This is a genomic window from Treponema zioleckii (assembly GCF_014737315.1).
GTDB classification, from domain to species: Bacteria; Spirochaetota; Spirochaetia; order Treponematales; family Treponemataceae; genus Treponema_D; species Treponema_D zioleckii.
Genome location: NZ_JPUF01000001.1, coordinates 58,045 through 75,089, shown reverse-complemented (window position 1 = coordinate 75,089; position 17,045 = coordinate 58,045). Strand labels below are relative to the sequence as shown.

General features: G+C 41.8%; 14 protein-coding genes and 1 pseudogene. 3 read left to right on the top strand and 12 right to left on the bottom strand.

Going from position 1 to position 17,045, the window contains the following annotated elements:
- Nucleotides 1-32: 32 nt before the first annotated feature.
- The 4 genes from JI65_RS00310 to metK form a co-directional block, all read right to left on the bottom strand.
- The gene (locus JI65_RS00310) at nt 33-1,157 is read right to left on the bottom strand and encodes a mechanosensitive ion channel family protein (protein WP_242457108.1); all 1,125 of its coding nucleotides are present in this window, start codon (nt 1,155-1,157) and stop codon (nt 33-35) included.
- A gap of 150 nt (nt 1,158-1,307) precedes the next feature.
- Nucleotides 1,308-1,940 (bottom strand): endonuclease III, encoded by a 633-nt coding sequence (gene nth, locus JI65_RS00305; RefSeq protein ID WP_191013362.1) that lies wholly within the window; start codon nt 1,938-1,940, stop codon nt 1,308-1,310.
- A 3-nt stretch (nt 1,941-1,943) separates the two neighbouring features.
- The gene (locus JI65_RS00300; RefSeq protein ID WP_191013361.1) at nt 1,944-3,464 is read right to left on the bottom strand and encodes a type 2 periplasmic-binding domain-containing protein; all 1,521 of its coding nucleotides are present in this window, start codon (nt 3,462-3,464) and stop codon (nt 1,944-1,946) included.
- A 397-nt stretch (nt 3,465-3,861) separates the two neighbouring features.
- Entirely contained in the window at nt 3,862-5,043 is a 1,182-nt protein-coding gene (gene metK / locus JI65_RS00295) for a methionine adenosyltransferase (protein ID WP_191013360.1), read from the bottom strand.
- 266 nt (nt 5,044-5,309) lie between these two features.
- Here metK and JI65_RS00290 point away from each other — a divergent pair, with 266 nt between their 5' ends.
- On the top strand, nt 5,310-5,618 hold the full coding sequence (locus JI65_RS00290) for an isoamylase early set domain-containing protein (protein ID WP_191013359.1): 309 nt from the start codon (nt 5,310-5,312) through the stop codon (nt 5,616-5,618).
- A 112-nt stretch (nt 5,619-5,730) separates the two neighbouring features.
- Here JI65_RS00290 and JI65_RS00285 read toward each other — a convergent pair.
- Nucleotides 5,731-7,137 (bottom strand): annotated as a pseudogene (locus tag JI65_RS00285) (DNA translocase FtsK); the annotation flags it as partial.
- A 2,959-nt stretch (nt 7,138-10,096) separates the two neighbouring features.
- Here JI65_RS00285 and JI65_RS00280 point away from each other — a divergent pair.
- Nucleotides 10,097-11,179, top strand: a complete 1,083-nt coding sequence (locus JI65_RS00280; RefSeq protein WP_191013358.1) for a 6-phosphofructokinase — start codon at nt 10,097-10,099, stop codon at nt 11,177-11,179.
- 61 nt (nt 11,180-11,240) lie between these two features.
- Nucleotides 11,241-12,080, top strand: coding sequence for an alpha-hydroxy-acid oxidizing protein (locus JI65_RS00275; protein ID WP_191013451.1), 840 nt, complete (start codon nt 11,241-11,243; stop codon nt 12,078-12,080).
- Here JI65_RS00275 and sppA read toward each other — a convergent pair.
- The 7 genes from sppA to JI65_RS00240 all read right to left on the bottom strand — a co-directional run bounded on the left by sppA (nt 12,065) and on the right by JI65_RS00240 (nt 16,955).
- Complete coding sequence (gene sppA / locus JI65_RS00270; protein WP_191013357.1) at nt 12,065-12,982, bottom strand: signal peptide peptidase SppA; 918 nt, start codon at nt 12,980-12,982, stop codon at nt 12,065-12,067. The genes JI65_RS00275 and sppA overlap by 16 nt on opposite strands.
- A gap of 24 nt (nt 12,983-13,006) precedes the next feature.
- Nucleotides 13,007-13,678 (bottom strand): DUF975 family protein, encoded by a 672-nt coding sequence (locus JI65_RS00265; protein WP_191013356.1) that lies wholly within the window; start codon nt 13,676-13,678, stop codon nt 13,007-13,009.
- A complete protein-coding gene (locus JI65_RS00260; protein ID WP_191013355.1) occupies nt 13,671-14,300 on the bottom strand; it encodes a CYTH domain-containing protein in 630 nt (209 codons plus the stop codon). The genes JI65_RS00265 and JI65_RS00260 overlap by 8 nt, the downstream gene beginning before the upstream one ends.
- 123 nt (nt 14,301-14,423) lie before the next feature.
- Complete coding sequence (locus JI65_RS00255) at nt 14,424-14,654, bottom strand: hypothetical protein (protein ID WP_191013354.1); 231 nt, start codon at nt 14,652-14,654, stop codon at nt 14,424-14,426.
- A gap of 7 nt (nt 14,655-14,661) precedes the next feature.
- Entirely contained in the window at nt 14,662-15,387 is a 726-nt protein-coding gene (locus tag JI65_RS00250) for an amino acid ABC transporter ATP-binding protein (protein ID WP_191013353.1), read from the bottom strand.
- Entirely contained in the window at nt 15,384-16,061 is a 678-nt protein-coding gene (locus JI65_RS00245) for an amino acid ABC transporter permease (RefSeq protein ID WP_191013352.1), read from the bottom strand. Before JI65_RS00245 ends, JI65_RS00250 begins: the two co-directional genes overlap by 4 nt.
- Nucleotides 16,062-16,154: 93 nt before the next feature.
- Nucleotides 16,155-16,955 (bottom strand): transporter substrate-binding domain-containing protein, encoded by an 801-nt coding sequence (locus JI65_RS00240; protein WP_191013351.1) that lies wholly within the window; start codon nt 16,953-16,955, stop codon nt 16,155-16,157.
- Nucleotides 16,956-17,045 lie beyond the last annotated feature (90 nt).

Below are 17,045 nucleotides of genomic sequence, written 5' to 3'. Positions count from 1 at the left end.
ACCCTCTATTCTGCCACTCTTAAAGTTTTAAATTACGCGTTTGTTTTATCGTTAAGAATCGAAACGTCGATTCGCTTGTAAGCACAATCGAGGTCCGGTGTTTCGCGACAAAGTTTTGTGTATGCAATAAAGACTTCGTTTTTTACGGTCACCAAATCTTTTCGGTTGAACCAAACGTTCAGATTTATGTCGATTCCAGTATCTGCAAGTCCAGAATAAACCGCAACAGGCGCGTGGTCCGGGTCATTTTTGATTACGCTCGGACACATTTCTGGAATTTTTTGTATCATCTCAAGAGCCTTTTCCAAATCATTCTCGTAACTAACCGAAAGCAGGAATGAGAATCGTCGAAGGTCGTAAGTCGCATAATTCATAAGTTTCGTGTTGATTATCGTAGAATTCGGAATGCGAATAAGCTGATTGTCAAGCGTGTGAATTTTTACCGAAAGAAGCCCGATTTCGTCAACTGTACCAGAAACTCCGTCAACTTCAATAAAATCCCCGATTTTCATTGTTTTTTCAGTGAGCACGAACAAACCAGAAATCAAATTGCTAACCGAAGTTTGTGCCGCAAAACCTATTGCAAGACCGGCAACTCCTGCCGCACCCCAAAGACCTTTGAGCTCAATTCCAAACAATCCAAGAATATATGCCGCCATAATTATATAGAAAACATACGAAACTATTTTGTTTATAAGCCCCATTGTGTGAGGCTCAACTTTTGGCGAGATATTTTTTTGTAAAACTTTTTTCAAAATCTTAAAAAAGATGTAAAAAATAACCAGTGCCAGAATAGTCGTAAGGAAATCTTGAAGTTTATCAATAGTTAAGAATTTGCCAATATAATCCAGCCCGAAAATTTTTCGTGTTTTGTCAGCAGTATCCTGAATTACTTCTTTTGCAGTGTCTGCAATGTTTTCGCCGATATGCTGCGATTCCTTTTCATTTATCGCCAAATCAACAATTTTTTTCTGTGCAAGTTGATTTTTATATTTTTCTTCATCTTGTTTTACAGCGTCTTCAGTGCTGATTTCGCTGGTCTGCAATCCGGTCTGCGACTCATCAACCGATGAACTAATATCGCTCTGAGCAAAAACATAGCTCGAAAGCGCAAAAAGCATAAAAAATGCCGTGGATAATCTTTTTATAAATTTCATTTTGAACTCCTTGCGTGTTTCTCTATTCTATTGAATTGAATGAAAATTGTAAATTTTCCCTGCCAAAAGAGATGCCGTGCTGAACAAGATTTACAGATTTTGATTCAGCCTAAAAATGAGAAGCGTTTTTAGGGAACTTCGAAATGCCCCTTACACATTATGTTTGCAAATATCGTTTAGAAGACAGGTATCACACTTAGGTTTTCGTGCCGTACAAACATATCTTCCGTGCAAAATAAACCAATGGTGAGCGTGATTCATATATTCTTTTGGAATGCGCCTTAAAAGACTCTGCTCAACTTCAAGCGGATTTTTTCCTTCGGCAAGCCCAATTTTTGGGCAAATTCGCATCAAATGAGTATCAACGGGCATTGTCGGCTCATTCCAGACAACGTTCAGAACGACATTCGCAGTTTTTCGCCCAACTCCAGGCAGGGACATGAGTTTTTCGCGGCTTTTAGGAACCTCTCCGCCAAAATCATCGATAAGCTTCTGGCAAAGCCCAATTACATGTCGTGCCTTAGATTTGTAAAGTCCGATTGATTTGATGTAAGGAATCAAGCCGTCTTCGCCTAAATCAAGAATTTTTTGCGGTGTATCAGCAATTTTCCATAATTTTTCTGTGGCAAGATTCACGCTTTTGTCGGTAGCTTGCGCACTCAAAACTACACTCACAAGCAATGTAAAAGGAGAAGTCCATTTTAATTCAGACTGAGGAGACGGATTCGCTTTTTTTAGTCGTTCCATCACCTCAATAATTTCTTTTTCAGAAAGCAGATTCATTAGTTATTGTGGCAACAAACCGTTTTCTCGTGCATCAGAGATAATTTTGTCTTCCCATTCTTTGAGTCCTTTTTCGTCAAGGGATTCAATGAAGGCTTCAAAATTTTCCTTCGTCAAATTGCGTTTCCCTGTCAGGAAGTCAATCAATCCCTGATTATACGCATCGTTAAGAGCCTTAGGCATGGACTCAAATGTAAAACCAACCGTCCAGTGCTTTGACTGCATTTCTTCAAGAACCGCAAGAGGATCCATTTGAGTTTTGTTCGCACGCTGCCAAATCGGATAGCGTTCCCGCATCTTATCCTCGTTAACGTGTTCTACAAGCCAACTCATTTGCAAAAGAGGCGCACTTTCTACAGAAGTATAAGAAAGTTCTGGAATCGGGGTTTTGTCTGAAATTTTTCCGTTCGTATCATAAATATAGTTAAGGCCGAGCTGACCGTACAACAAATTTTCTGAAGCAGAAGTATAGAGCCATTCAAGAAGATTTGCGATTACAGGCAATTTTCCTTGTTCTACAGAACGTCGGCTGATTGACAAATAGTTCCAAGCCTGAGTGCTAAGACCAACAGAAGATTCTCCACGAGGTCCTACCGGAGGATCAATTACAATCCACTCGCCGTTAGGGAATTTCTCATCAAAAGGTGTGTAATTGCTCTTCAATGAATAAGCTGCAAATTGCTCACGCATAATACCAAATCTTCCGTTCTTCCAAGCACGCCTAAAATCATCTTTGTGGTAACCCAAAAAGTCCGGGTCAATTATACGTGCGGTATACATCTTCTTAACATATTCGAGAGCTAAATAAAAACGGGGATCGCGTATATTCAAATGAGGATTGTCAGGGGCATAGTTCAAAGTTCCGACCACTCCGAACGCACCAAAAAACGGAGCGAATCTTTTTCCAAGTCCGTCTTCCTGTGCATTTCGCTCAAGGAAGGCTCCAAACCCGTAAGTGTCGGCCTTTCCGTTTCCGTCAGGATCTTCTTTTGTAAAGGCAACCATAACGTCAAAAAATTCGTCGGTCGTGCGAGGAACTTCAAGCTGAAGATTCTGGAGCCAGTCTTTACGAATTAAAACGCCCTCGTTCCGCGGAATATTCGTATTCGATGTAGGATATGCAAGTGCAAAACTAAGCCCGTCAATCTGGCTAGCTTTTATAGCTTCCGGAGTATGAATATCACGGCTTCTAATCGGCATAAGCGGATAGATTTTGTCAATACAGGCGATTTTATTTTGCTTTGCAAGTTCCACCATCAGCGAATGACTTGTTCTAAAAATATCTGGAAGAGAATTCGTTTTTGCCGCTTTTTGTATAACTTCGTCAAGTTCAGCGGAATCAGACGGAAGAGCACGCAACACAAGGTTCACGCCGAGCGTCTGCCGAATTTTATCGTACATAAACCAATTTTCAGGCGGTTCAGCGGCCTCTACCTGCGACGGAACGTACCACAGTTCAATTTTGGTGAGTTTTTTGTTGTCAACTCCTTTTTTCTCTCCGCAAGAAACTAAAATTGAAGTCAAAAATGATAGTAGTAATAAAAATAAAATAGTGATTAATAGACAGAATTAATGATTTTTTTTTAGATGTGCATGTACAATGTTGTGTTAAGCTTTTCATTAAAAAATACCTCTATAATAAAGTATGTAACCAAAATTAAATTAACACAACAAAAAAAAGACTAAGAACCTTGCGTGAAGCTTGCTACCGCAAAAATCTGCTCCAGCGTCCGCTACATAGAAGTTGCGAGCCATGCGCGAGCAACAAAACTGCACTCACAAAACGCAGCCTTCATTGCCGCCGCGTTTTGTGAACACCTGCAAAGTGTCCCGCCAGAGCACGAGTTTTTCACCAGAAAAACTCGTGGGAAACGCACAAGTCTAGCTTGTTATTCGCAAAACCAACTCGTGGCGTTTCCTTTTATTTTACCGCTGCAAGAAGGGCTTCTACTTTGTCAGTCTTTTCCCAAGAGAATTCTGGGCGACCAAAGTGACCGTAGCTTGCTGTTTTGCGGTAAATCGGCTTTCTTAAATCAAGAGTCTTTTCGATTCCTGCAGGAGTGCAATCAAAAACCTTTTTTACAGCCGCGCTGATTTTTTCGTCCGAAACAGAGCCTGTTCCAAAGGTATCAACCATGATTGAAACCGGGAACGGAACTCCGATTGCGTATGCAAGCTGAACTTCCGCGCGGTCGGCGAGTTTTGCAGCAACAATGTTCTTTGCAATGTAGCGAGCCATGTACGCTGCAGAACGGTCAACCTTTGAAGGGTCTTTGCCAGAGAAAGCTCCGCCACCGTGGCGACCCATTCCGCCATAAGTGTCAACGATGATTTTTCGGCCTGTAAGACCAGCGTCGCCGTTCGGTCCGCCAACAACAAATTTTCCTGTCGGGTTGATAAAGAATTTTGTGTTCGCGTCAAGAAGACCTGTCGGTTCAAGAACTGGCTTAATAATTTCGTTGATGATTGTAGACTTGATTTTGTCGTAAGAAATATCCTCATCATGCTGGTGAGAAATTACGACAGTATCAATTCGTACAGGTTTGTGACCTTCGTATTCAATCGTCACCTGAGATTTTGCATCAGGACGCAGCCAATTGAATTTTCCAGATTTTCTCAATTCTGTAGCTTTGATAAGCAATTTATGCGAGAAAATAATTGGAGCTGGCATAAGCTCCGGAGTTTCGTTACAGGCAAAACCAAACATAAGTCCCTGATCTCCGGCCCCCTGCTGACCTTTGAATTCATCAAGACCTGTTCCAACAACACCCTGGTTTATATCTGGTGACTGTCTGTGAATCACGTTCATAACGGCCATAGAATCAGCTGAAATTCCATATTCCTCTTTTGTGTAACCAATGTCACGAACAACGTCACGAACAATTTGCTGAACATCAATTTTTGCATTTGTAGTAATTTCGCCGCCAACAAGGACCATTCCCGTAGTCGTAAAAGTCTCACATGCAACGTGCGACTGCGGATCCTGCTCAAGACAAGCATCAAGGATTGCATCAGAAACCTGATCTGCAACTTTATCAGGATGCCCTTCACCAACCGATTCGGATGTAAAAAGATAATGATTGTTAGATAAGATAGTTGCCATTTGGAACTCCTATTTAGCAAGATTTTACAAATCCATACGGATTCGTTCCCGTTCGCAATTTGGATAAATCAACGGGTATGAAGTATATCGTCTCAAATATATTCTATATTTTTGTTATCTACAACACTAAAAGTCCCGTTTAATCAAAAAACAGTAAAAAAAAGCAAAAAAAATGTAAAACATTAAAATTTTCTGTACTAATTAGAGAAAGCATTATATAATTACCTTATTCTATTAAAATAAATTTAATGATTTGGAGTAGAATTATGGCAGTGAAGAAATCTTTCTCAAAAGACAAAAAAACTTGCAATGTAACATTTACAGTTTCACCAGAAGCTGCTCAAGGTGCAAAAAAAATAACAATCGCTGGAGATTGGAATAGCTGGAGCAGTACAGAACAGGCTCTCAAAAAGGGAAAGGACGGCTCATTCTCTATAAAGATTGCGCTCGAAGCTGGTAAAGAATATCAATTCCGATACCTCCTTGATGGAACTCGTTGGGAAAATGACTGGGCTGCAGATAAATATATTCCTGCACCATTCAGCCAGACAGATAACTCTGTTGTAATCTGCTAGGATTTCTGTAAATCTTTCTTGCTCGTTTGCTTTCGATTTTTAGACTATTTATACTACAACTAAAAAAGGGACTGTAATTCTGACAGTCCCTTTTTTTGCTAATTTTCATTTATCACGGCACGTGAATAATCTGGCGGGGCTTGCTTCCGTTCTGAGGTCCGACGATTCCGCGTTCCTCCATTTCTTCCACAAGACGCGCAGCCCGGTTGTAACCGATTTTTAAGCGCCGCTGAATGTAACTGGCACTGGCTTTTCCCGCCTGAATAACAATCTGCAATGCCTGATCATAAAGAGGGTCTTCGCCGTCGTCAAACAGACTATGATTTCCCTCATCTTCCTCGTCATCATCAACAAAAATCTCGTCGTCAATGTACTCCGGCTCGCCAAAGTGCTTAACATAGTCCACGACGTTCTCAACTTCGTTGTCGCTCACGAGAGTTCCCTGGATTCGTGTCGGGAACGGGTCGGTTGCGCTCGAATAAAGCATGTCGCCTTTTCCAAGAAGTTTTTCCGCACCAACTTGGTCAATTATGATTCGGCTGTCCATCTTAGAAGCAACCATGAATGCGATTCGGCTCGGAATGTTAGCCTTGATAAGTCCAGTAATTACATCAATTGAAGGACGCTGAGTCGCAAGAACAAGATGAATTCCGACCGCACGGCTCATCGCGGCAAGGCGGGCAATTGTCTGTTCAAGTTCTTTCCCGGTCGTTGCCATCAAATCCGCAAACTCGTCGATAACTACGACCATGTAAGGAAGTTTTTCGGTGGCAATGTGTCGTTCCTCAATCTTCTTGTTGTACGAAATGATGTCTCGAACGCTCATTCCGTCAAGAAGCGCGTATCTTCGTTCCATTTCGCACAAACAATACTGCAATGCCTGCAAAGCCTTTTTAGGTTCGGTAATTACAGGAGTGAGCAAATGAGGAATATCGTTGTAAAGTTTAAGCTCTACGATTTTTGGGTCAATCAAAACAAGCTTAACCTGCTGCGGACTTCGCTTGTAAAGAATCGAAAGAAGCATTGTGTTTACGCAAACAGACTTACCAGCACCCGTCGAACCCGCAATCAAAAGATGCGGCGTTTTTGCAAGGTCGATAATCTGCGGTTCACCAGAAATATCTTTTCCGAGAATTACAGGAACTCCCATTTTTTCGAAAGCCGGATTTTCCTGGTCGATAATTTCCTTAAAACTTACGATTGCCCGGCGCTTGTTCGGAACTTCAATACCAACGGCGTGCTTTCCAGGAATAGGAGCTACGATACGAACGGAACTTGCCGCCAATCGAAGCGCAATGTTGTCCTGCAAGGCAACAATTTTACTGAGTTTTACGCCAGGTGCCGGCAAAATCTCGAACATGGTTACGACAGGACCTTTTCGGATTCCCGTAACCTCCGCCTCGATTTTAAATTCGTTAAGAGTCTGCTTTAATTCCTCGCCTGCATGACGAGTCTCATCGTCAACAATCCAATATTTATTGTCCGGGTAAGTGTTCAATAAATCACTCGGAATTTTGTAAGGTCCAATGTTTCGACGAGGCTTTTCTTCCTCAATCGTTTGAACGGTAAACTCTTTCGTCGGAAGGGCGCCGTTTTGAGCATTCAGATTTTCATTCTCGCTCTCAAATTCATCAACAACATTAACGTCATCAAAATTTTCTTCTTCGTCAGTGTCATCATCAAAATCCTCGTCAAATTCTTCCGAATCAGCTTCAGGCTCGTCTTGATACGGTTTTCCGCTCGCATCTACGACAGGCTTTGCAGTGGGATTAAACTGATAGTTCGAAAATTGATTTTCGTTTTCTTCTTCACCGTTTTCGTCTTCCAACGAGTCTTCTTCGTCAAAAGCCCGGTCTATTCCAGAAAAATCCTCATCCTCGTCATTCAGAGAATCAGAAAATTCATCATCCTCAATTTGCGGCTCGTTGAAGTCTTCGACTTTTTGCGCACCACCTTTTTCATCTTCCTCGCCAAAATTGTCAGACTGTTTTTCAAGCAAATAATCAATTTGGAAGTCAGAATTCCCTTCTGGTGAGCTTTCTGCATCAGAGTTCTCTTCGGAAAGTTCTTTTTGTGCGTCAGGAATTTCGTTTTCTTCCTCAGATTCGGCTTCGTCTTCTTCAAACCCTGCCGGAGTTTCCTGCTCCTCAACTTCAGAAACATCGCTTTCGTCCGCAGTCATTGATTTTGGCTCAAAGGAATCAGGCGCTTTTTCGTTGCGAGTAATCGGCTCATACGAAAGGTCTGTTCCAACAGCCGCCAAAGACTTGTTTACAGACTGTTCAAGTTCATCTTCTTCATCAGAACCAATGTCGTCGTCCCTAAAAACTGGAAAAGCTTCTGCATCCTTTTCCATTTGGTCAAAAACTTTGTTTATTCCGAGAGGCGGCTCTGCAACACGCGAAGAAGAATCTGACGCACGGGCAAGGCGCATTTCTTCTTCGGCTTCGATTTCGTCTTCATCTTCCGCATTCATATCGATGTCAAAAAAATCGTCATCAAAAGAATCCTGCTGTTTTTCCTGCTGCTCCAAAAGTTTTTGCTGCGCCTCGATTTTTTTCTGCTCAACACGTGGCTGAGATTTTGTAAACTGCGGAAGCCCGTCTTCCAGGTCAAGGCTAGTTTCGTTGATAATCGAATCTACAATGCTGTCTTCTTCATCGTCGTGAAAATTTTCAAAAGGATTTTCCACCTCTTCTTCTGAGTCATCGTCCAAAGGAATCGAAAGCACTTGCGACGCGGGAATTGCTTCGTTATGTTTTAGTTCAGCCGTTTTTTCGTCGTCAGAAGTCGGTTTGTCAGTGATTTCAGAAAGCCCGCCCTCAGGAGCCGCTTCAAGCGTTTTATGAAGCATAATGTCTTTTCGCTCGGCTTCAGTGTACTGTTTTGGAGCGAACGGAATTTTTCGCGGCTCATTTTCGTTAAAATCAACGAGGGAACCTTCTTCACTTGTTTCGTCAATTTCTGGCACGTCGGCATTTTCGTTGTATTGCGGAGAATCTTCAGTTTTTCGGCTCTGAACCGCAGAATCAATCACGATTCCCTGAGAAGAAAGTTTTTCTGCTTCATCAACGGTAAGATTATTTATGTCGATTTCCTGAGAGTCAGTTTTTTCTGCAATCGGCTCTGGATTTTCATCTTCAGAAGATTCAGTTTCGCCAGTCACATTTTTTGTCTCAGGCTCGTTTTTTTGCGAGTCTTCAAGTTTTAAGCCGTAAACAGGTTTTCGCTCAAGTGCGGCAAGGGCCGCCAAATCCGACTTTTCCACTGCATCAAAAAATTTTGCAAAGCGGTTTTCTTTTTTAAGAGGCGTTTCTTCAATTTTTTCTTCTATTAAATTTTCATTTTCGGCAGACTCAGCCGAAGTTTTTCTTTCTTCTTCTGATTCAACAAGAGTTTTTTCAGAATCCTCGTCGTCCTCAGTAAAAAATTCTTCGGTTTCTCCGTCTTTAAAATCTTCCTGCACATTTTCGACGTTTTCTTCAAATTCGTCGTCTTCAGTAAAATTTTCTTCGCCAGCTTCAAGAGTTTCAGCTTCAGGAACAAGAGTCTGCTCTGATTTTGGGTTGTTTTCTTCCTCCGAAAGGTTCTTAAACTGGTCAGTTTCGTCAGAATCAAACAAATCCTCGGAAAGTTCTTCCTGATTTTCTGGAACGAGCGTCCTGTCTTTTTCATCTGGATTTTCAGAAGATTCAACTGCAGGCTTTGGGAACAGTTCGTCAGAAAGCGAAATTTCAGACGCAGGCGCGCCAAGATTCTCTTCATCAGATTCATTTTCTTCAGCTTCGGAACTGCTTATAATGCTTCCTGCCACCGCAAGAATCAAATATTCGGCGGCAAGCACCAAAATGCCAATCGTAAGCATGGCAAGGATTTTTACAAAAAGTGAAGAGCCGGAATCTGAACTGCAAGCGTCACGAATGATTTTTTCCAGAGCAACGATTGTAAAAAACGGAACGACAGAACCCAAAAGAATCACCCCATTTTTTGCCGTCCACTTTGAAGCGTAGCACTGATATGCGGCACTTATAAAAAATGCTGGTATCAAAATGGAAGTGTATCCGTAAAATTCTGTTAATTTTTTTCCAAAACGATAAAAAATTGTGTTGTTCGCTGGATTTTGTCCGCCAAAGTCAAAGACTGTAAGCAATAATGAAACCGAAATGAATCCTGCAAGGACAAAAAGAACGATTCCCGCAATTGACAATGCGATATTATTTGATTTTTTCATAGTTCTCCCACAAACCGAAAAAATTTTTAAAATGATTCATTTAGATTATCGGTTTTGAAAAAAATTTATTAAATTTATTAGGGAAATAGTCTGAGCGCCAGAATCCAGCAAAAAATTTTGAGAATCATTTAGGGGAACTTAGGAAAACTAACAAAGTTTTCGCAGTGTCTTTAAGATTTCTTTAAAAATCCTTAATTCTTCAAATTTTCTCTGTAAAAATACAAATTATTGTGTATAATTTTGGCATATGAGCAGAGGTGTTAAAAAATTTGGAATTTTGACTTCGGGCGGAGACGCACCCGGACTAAATTCAGCTATCCGTGCGGTATGCCGAACGGCAATGCTTCAATACGGAATGCAGCCAATCGGAATCAGAAACGGTTATCGCGGACTTGCCGAAGGCAATTTTTTTGAGTTGACCGAAAGTGACGTTTCTGGAATTCTTACACGCGGCGGAACGATTCTCGGAACATCGCGGGAAAAACCGTTTAAAAATCCAGAGCCAGATGCAGAAACAGGCCTTTATCCAGTTGATTTAATCAAACAAAATTATGAAAAATGGGAACTCGACGCGCTCGTTTGTCTCGGCGGAAACGGCACGAACACAACGGCGAGTCTGCTTGCAAAAGAAGGATTAAACGTTGTCGGGCTTCCAAAAACAATCGACAACGACATTGTAAAAACAGACGTAACTTTCGGATTTCACACTGCCCTTGACGTTGCAACCGAAGCCGTGGACCGCATTCACTCAACGGCGCACAGTCATTCAAGAATCATGGTGATTGAAGTGATGGGACACAAAGCCGGCTGGCTCGGACTCTACTCAGGAGTGGCCGGCGGCGCGGACGTAATTCTTCTTCCGGAAATTCCATACGACATTGATTCAGTGGCGCAATGCGTAATGAAGCGGAGAGATGCCGGAAAGGAATTTTCGATTGTCGTCGTTGCAGAAGGCGCACTTTCAAAAGACGAGGCACTTTTGCAAAAAAAAGAATTAAAACGAAGGCGAAAGCTCATGCCATACTCGATTGCTTACCGCGTGGCGCATGAACTTGAAGAAGCTACCGGACTTGTGAGCCGAGTGACCGTCTTGGGCTATTTGCAGCGCGGAGGAACACCTTCGCCTTACGACCGAGTTTTAGCAACGCAATTTGGGGCTGCGGGCGCGCACTTCCTAGCAGAAGAAAAATTCGGTAATCTAGTTGCACTGCAAAATAATAAAATCGTCCCAGTTCCGTTGGAAGAAATTGCAGGCAAAGTAAAAAATATTCCGTCGGATAATCCAATGATTACAACCGGACGATGTTTAGGAATTTGTTTTGGCGACTAATTATAAATGCCACTTTTGCAAAACTTGCAGAGGTGAAGGATGTATCGGTCAGCTGCCGGGAATGGGCGGCGTAAGGAGCAATGAAAATTTTAAGCTCAACGTTTTGGGTTGGGAAGAAGTTCGCTCCAAAAATAAAGAACTTGTCTCTGAATTTTTAAGAAAACCTGCGGAAGACAGAATTCCGCGAATCTGCCTTGCACCAATAACAGGGGCCGTGGAAAACATCGGTTTTGAAACAGAAGATTCGTATTACTCAAAAATCGTAGAAGCCTCCCATCAGGTCGGAATCGGGCTTTGCATTGGCGACGGCTATCCTGACGAAAAATTAAAATACGGGATTGAGGCAATCAAAAATCTGAATAAAGACGTTGAGGCCGGAGTTTTTATTAAGCCTTACCCGAACACACGTATTTTTGAACGGATTGAATGGTCAAAGTCCTGTGCAACAATCGTCGGAGTGGACATTGATTCTTACAATCTCGTTACAATGCGAAATCTCGTAAAACTTGAAAAAAAGACTGCAGAACAGCTCATCGAAATCAAGAATTACCTAAAAGTGCCCTTTGCCATAAAAGGCGTTTTTACGGAAGAAGACATTGAGCTTGTAAAAAAAGTAAGGCCGGCTGTGGCGTATATTTCAAACCATGGCGGAAGAATTGACACCCGAAGCGGAAGCACCGCAGAATTTTTAGAAAGTCACATTGATGAATTACGAAAATATTGCGACGAAGTTTGGGTTGACGGAGGAATCAGAACGCCGCTGGACGTTGCAACAGCACTTGCGCTCGGAGCAGACAAAGTGCTCATCGGGCGACCATTCGTTACAGCACTTTGCAAAGACGGCGTAAAAGGGCTTTGCGAAAAAGTGCTGGAACTAAGCCTGCTTCAATATGCCATGTAACGGAGGGAAGGCAAACTTTCTTCTTGAACAGAAGATTTTAGGCTCTTAATCGGGCTTTTTAAGAATGAACCAAAATCCCCGATTAAGTCCTGAAAAGTTTCTTCGTATTTGAATTCGTAATCATAGAATTCAAGCGTATTATTCGAATCACAAACTTTGTTAAGTTCGTCTTCTGCTACAAAAATATCGCTCACATCATCAACAAGTCCGTTTTTCTTTGCCTGAAGGGCTGTGTAGATTCGTCCGTCCGCAAGTTCCCGAACATCTTCAATGCGCATTCCGCGGCTTTCAGCAACAATTTGAGTAAACTGGTCGTATGCTTCGTAAACAAAATCGTGCATGATTTTTTCCTGTTCGTCGGTGAGCGGGGAATCATAATTCAGCATGTTCTTGTTGCGACCGGCGGTAAAAGTCTTCATTTTGATGCCGAGAGTCGAGGCAAGATCCGTAACGTCTACGCTCTGTCCGCCAATCACGCCGATTGAACCGGTAATCGTATTTCGGTTCGCCACAATTTTATTCGCAGCACACGCAATATAATATCCGCCGCTAGCGGCAATATGCTTAAAATACGCATGAATCGGTCGATTAGTTTTTTTTCTATATTCTTTTAGGGCAAGATACGCCTCGTCAGCTTCGTAAACAGCTCCTCCGGGAGAATCAATCACAAGCAAGATTCCTTTGTTGTGCTCGTCTTCTGAAAGTTCGTCGATTGTGTCCAAAAGCCACTGCTGATTGTAATCATGCCCAGCTTCGAGAATCTCGCCAGTAATATAAAGTCTTGCAATAAAATCCACGTCCCGGTGCTCTTTTGTCTCACCACCAAGATTAACAAGAAGCATTGCCACCGAAACCACAAGAATCACCGTGATTACAATAAATCCTTTTTTTTGTCTTTCCATTTTTTATTCCTGCTTTTTGCAATTTTATTTTACCGACGGATAAAAATCCGAAGGAAGAAGCTTTCCAGTGCGAAGGGATTCTTGCTTTAAATAAGAATACACATTCGCCTGAGTAAGCTTGATGTACGGGTACAAAAACACAAGGGAGAGCCCGCACGTAAGAATCGTAAGAATCATCCAGGGCCAAAAGGAAACGTACATTCCCAAAAGGTCCGCTTTGTGCCCGTCCGTAAGAATTTTGCTTATCCGCATGGCTTTTTTTACACCGATTGAAGGATTCTCAACAAGCACAAAATTCGTCATGGAATAAGCGAACACTTTCATAATTCCCGGAACGACAAACAAAAATGACCACAGGCACACCCAAAACAAGCGCAAAAACATAGAAATCACGCCGTCTTCCCAAAAATCCCCTGCAAAACAAATAAAATCATTCACATAAATTTTTGACTCGGAAGTGAGCCTTGAAGCCTTCAGAAAAAACGCACTCGACGCAATCTTTATGATTCCGAGTGCACAAAGACTCCAAAAAGTAAAAACGGTGTAAAAGTTTGGCATATTAAAAAAAACTCTGCTTTTAGCCCGCCAAAAAATAACGGCGATTAAGAGCGGAAAAAGCCCCGCCAAAATCAACATGAACCTGCACTCTTTGAGGCGTTTTAGCGCACTTTTTTTATATTCAGAACTATCAAACATTTTTTAGCCCCTGAAGCATTTCAGAATAATAACGCTCCTCAATTTTATCCTCTGAAATTCCGCATTTTTCAAGAATTTCAATAAGTTTTTTACGATAACTCTCAAGAGAACTTTCATCTTTCGTAGAAGTCAGAATCTCAATTTCAAGAAAGTCGCCCAACGGCGGAACGGTGCAAAGCTCAATGTGCGCACCTTCGTACAAATAGCTGATTACCGTTTTGTGCTTTTCCACCAGAATTTCAAGCCCCAAATCCTTAAAGAACGCCTCGATTGGCTCAGATTCCTTTACGAGCGTTTCCTGCTCATCGTTCACCTCAAAAGTAGTTCCGTCAGCATTTTTGCGGACTTCCTTTCGTTTGTAGGTAAAATAAATTTTTTGATGGCGCAAATCAGGCTTTAACCGGGCATCGTCCGCCCGAATATTCATCATCACAGCTTCGGCATCCAAAAATTCGAGCGGGGTTTCTTTTCGGAGGCGAGCCTGAATTTTCCGCTCGCCAATGTGAAGTCCCCAATAAATATCATCTTTTTGAACCGCACCAATGTACTTGGCAAAAAAATTCAATTTGCTAATGACTTTTTTTCGGTCATCCACGTGGGCTTTTAATTCAACTTCGTACATTTTCTTCCCTTAAAAGAATCAAAATATTTCTGAGGCAGTTTCAAAAGTGTCATTCCGAACCCGACGCAATACAGATGCTGAAATAAATTCAGCATGACAAAGTTTTAAAACAGACTCTTTTATCTACAACGAAAGTTCTTTTATGACTTCGCGTAAAAAATGATTTTTTATTTTTGCTGTAGCCATAAGCTCGCGGAACGAAGAAAATTTTTCAGTCAGAAAAGCTTCTCCAAAAAAAATGCACTTTTTACCGTCATCATCTTTTTCGTAGGCAAGCCGATAAGTTTTTCCATCATAAGGAAATTCTAGAGTTTGCCGCGTTTCCACAGCAAATTGGAATTCTTTTTCTGTCATATTTTTTTTATTTTAGCACGGATTTTAAAAATTGCTGCAACCTATCGCTTTTTGGCGCGGTAAAAATCTGCTCAGGACTTCCCTGCTCCGCAATTTTTCCTCCGTCCATAAAAAATACTCGGTCGGCAACTTCGCGGGCAAAGCCCATTTCGTGAGTAACAACAACCATCGTCATTCCGTCGTTTGCAAGGTCTTTCATAAGCTGGAGAACCTCGCCGACCATTTCCGGGTCAAGCGCACTGGTCGGCTCGTCAAAAAGAATCACTTCAGGATTCATTGCAAGTGAGCGCACAATCGCGATTCGCTGTTTTTGCCCTCCCGAAAGGCTCGAAGGATATTCGTTGGCTTTGTCCAAAAGGCCGATTCGTTTTAAGAGGGCTTTCGCACGTTCCTCGGCAGCATCTTTTGTCATGATTTTTAGCATCACGGGAGCCAAAGTTATGTTTTTCAAAACCGTAAGATTCGGAAAAAGATTGAAATGCTGAAAAACCATGTTCATTTGCTGACGGATTTTGTTGATGTCAGTTTTTTTGTCGGTTATGTCAGTTCCCTTAAAAATGATTTTTCCAGAATCAGGTGTTTCGAGAAGGTTCAGACAACGAAGAAAAGTTGATTTTCCGCCGCCGCTAGGCCCGATTATAACGATTTTCTCGCCTTTTTTTATCGTTTCGCTAATATCGTTCAGCACGACATTCGATCCGAATTTTTTTATGAGATTCTTAACTTCTATCATTTTGATTTCCTGTCTGATTTTGCAAGTTTTTTCTCAAAAATCGCAAAGAATTTTGTGAGTCCGAGCGTTAGGATAAGGTAAATTGCCGCACACGAAAGCAGCGGAATCCAAGCGTTGTAAGTTGCATTACGAATGTTATCGCAAGCTTTTTGCAAATCAACGACGGCAATAAAACTTGCCACGGAAGTTTCCTTTATAAGAGTGATGAATTCAGATGTGTATGTAGGCAAAATCGTTCTGAATGCCTGTGGCAAAATGATTTTTCGCATGGTCTGGCTCCACGATAGCCCAAGTGACCTTCCGGCTTCCATTTGTCCTGGGTCAACGCCCTGAATGCCGGCCCTAAAAATCTCTGTGCAGTAAGCCCCGGAATTAATCCCGAACGCAATAATCGCGACGGCAACCGTGTTGCTAAATCCGAGCGGCGCAAAAATAACGAAATAAAAAATCATAAGCTGAGTCGCCATCGGAATTCCGCGAATTATCGTAGTATAAAATGAAGAAATATAATTAAGTGGTTTTGATTTTGATATTTTAAAAAGTGCGAACGTGCAGCCCAAAACGGAACCAATTAAAACCGCGCACAACGCAATCAAAAGTGTTGTGCCAAGCCCGCGAGGAATAAGCATCCAGCGACCTTTGGCAATCATTGTGTTAAAAAAGCTTTCTAGCATAAAGTCTCCCAAAAAAAGATTGGAACTGCCAAAAGAAAAATCTTAACGGCAGTTCCCTGACCTATCCGCTACTGCGGAAAAAAGTCTTGCAATCTATTTTTTGATGATGATTACTTGTTTTGTCTGATAGTATGGCTCAGAAAAATCAACGTTCTGTCGGCGTTCCTCCGTAGCTGTCATTCCGGCTGCAATAAAGTCAATTGCGTTTGCCTGAAGAGCGGCGATAAGTCCGTCAAATGCCATATCCACGATTTCAAGTTTTTTTCCGGCTGCATTTGCAATGTACTGAGCCATTGCAGGGTCAAATCCAACAACATCAGTTCCTTCAACATATTCAAAAGGAGGGAAAGCTGCGTTTGTTCCCATTTTCAAAACGCCGTCCGAACCAATTGCTTCGATTACAGGAATTGTAATTTCGCCTTCAAGCGGCATGAAATTTGAAATGAGCGCATCGTATCTTCCGTCAGCCTTGAGCTTTGCAATTGTCTCGTTGATTGTCTCCAAAAGCTCTGTGTTTCCTTTCTGAACGGCAATTGCATATTCTTCCGAAGAAAAATCATCGTAAATGATTTCAAGGTCAGCGTTTCGTTTTACGATTTCGAGCGCAGGAAGTTCGTCGATTACGATTGCGTCAATTGCTCCGTTTTTGAGTGCGAGCGAAGCATCGATTGCGTTTTTAAAAGAATCAACTTTTGCATCCTTGATATTTTCCTGAGAATAGCTTTCGCCTGTAGTTCCTGCCTGAACACCAATATGTTTTCCAACAAGGTCAGCAACGCCTGTGATTTTTGATACAGTCTGTTCTTTTGAAGCAGTCTCTTTTTTGTTGCATCCTGTTACAAAAAGCACAGCCAATGAAACTGCGGCAATAGCCATAATTGATAATTTTTTCATTTGAAAACTCCTATGCACGCTATTCTATCCGTAGACAAAATGTCATGCAACCATGCATAGAAACGCTGTAAGTGAACTTTAGAGAAAAAA

What these genes read in the sequence shown, in the direction of transcription:
- metK (WP_191013360.1), bottom strand. Translation starts at nt 5,043, where the DNA reads ATGGCAACTATCTTATCTAACAATCATTATCTTTTTACATCCGAATCG.
- JI65_RS00260 (WP_191013355.1), bottom strand. Translation starts at nt 14,300, where the DNA reads ATGTACGAAGTTGAATTAAAAGCCCACGTGGATGACCGAAAAAAAGTC.
- JI65_RS00240 (WP_191013351.1), bottom strand. Translation starts at nt 16,955, where the DNA reads ATGAAAAAATTATCAATTATGGCTATTGCCGCAGTTTCATTGGCTGTG.
- JI65_RS00265 (WP_191013356.1), bottom strand. Translation starts at nt 13,678, where the DNA reads ATGTTTGATAGTTCTGAATATAAAAAAAGTGCGCTAAAACGCCTCAAA.
- JI65_RS00245 (WP_191013352.1), bottom strand. Translation starts at nt 16,061, where the DNA reads ATGCTAGAAAGCTTTTTTAACACAATGATTGCCAAAGGTCGCTGGATG.
- JI65_RS00250 (WP_191013353.1), bottom strand. Translation starts at nt 15,387, where the DNA reads ATGATAGAAGTTAAGAATCTCATAAAAAAATTCGGATCGAATGTCGTG.
- JI65_RS00280 (WP_191013358.1), top strand. Translation starts at nt 10,097, where the DNA reads ATGAGCAGAGGTGTTAAAAAATTTGGAATTTTGACTTCGGGCGGAGAC.
- sppA (WP_191013357.1), bottom strand. Translation starts at nt 12,982, where the DNA reads ATGGAAAGACAAAAAAAAGGATTTATTGTAATCACGGTGATTCTTGTG.
- JI65_RS00290 (WP_191013359.1), top strand. Translation starts at nt 5,310, where the DNA reads ATGGCAGTGAAGAAATCTTTCTCAAAAGACAAAAAAACTTGCAATGTA.
- nth (WP_191013362.1), bottom strand. Translation starts at nt 1,940, where the DNA reads ATGAATCTGCTTTCTGAAAAAGAAATTATTGAGGTGATGGAACGACTA.
- JI65_RS00310 (WP_242457108.1), bottom strand. Translation starts at nt 1,157, where the DNA reads ATGAAATTTATAAAAAGATTATCCACGGCATTTTTTATGCTTTTTGCG.
- JI65_RS00275 (WP_191013451.1), top strand. Translation starts at nt 11,241, where the DNA reads ATGGGCGGCGTAAGGAGCAATGAAAATTTTAAGCTCAACGTTTTGGGT.
- JI65_RS00255 (WP_191013354.1), bottom strand. Translation starts at nt 14,654, where the DNA reads ATGACAGAAAAAGAATTCCAATTTGCTGTGGAAACGCGGCAAACTCTA.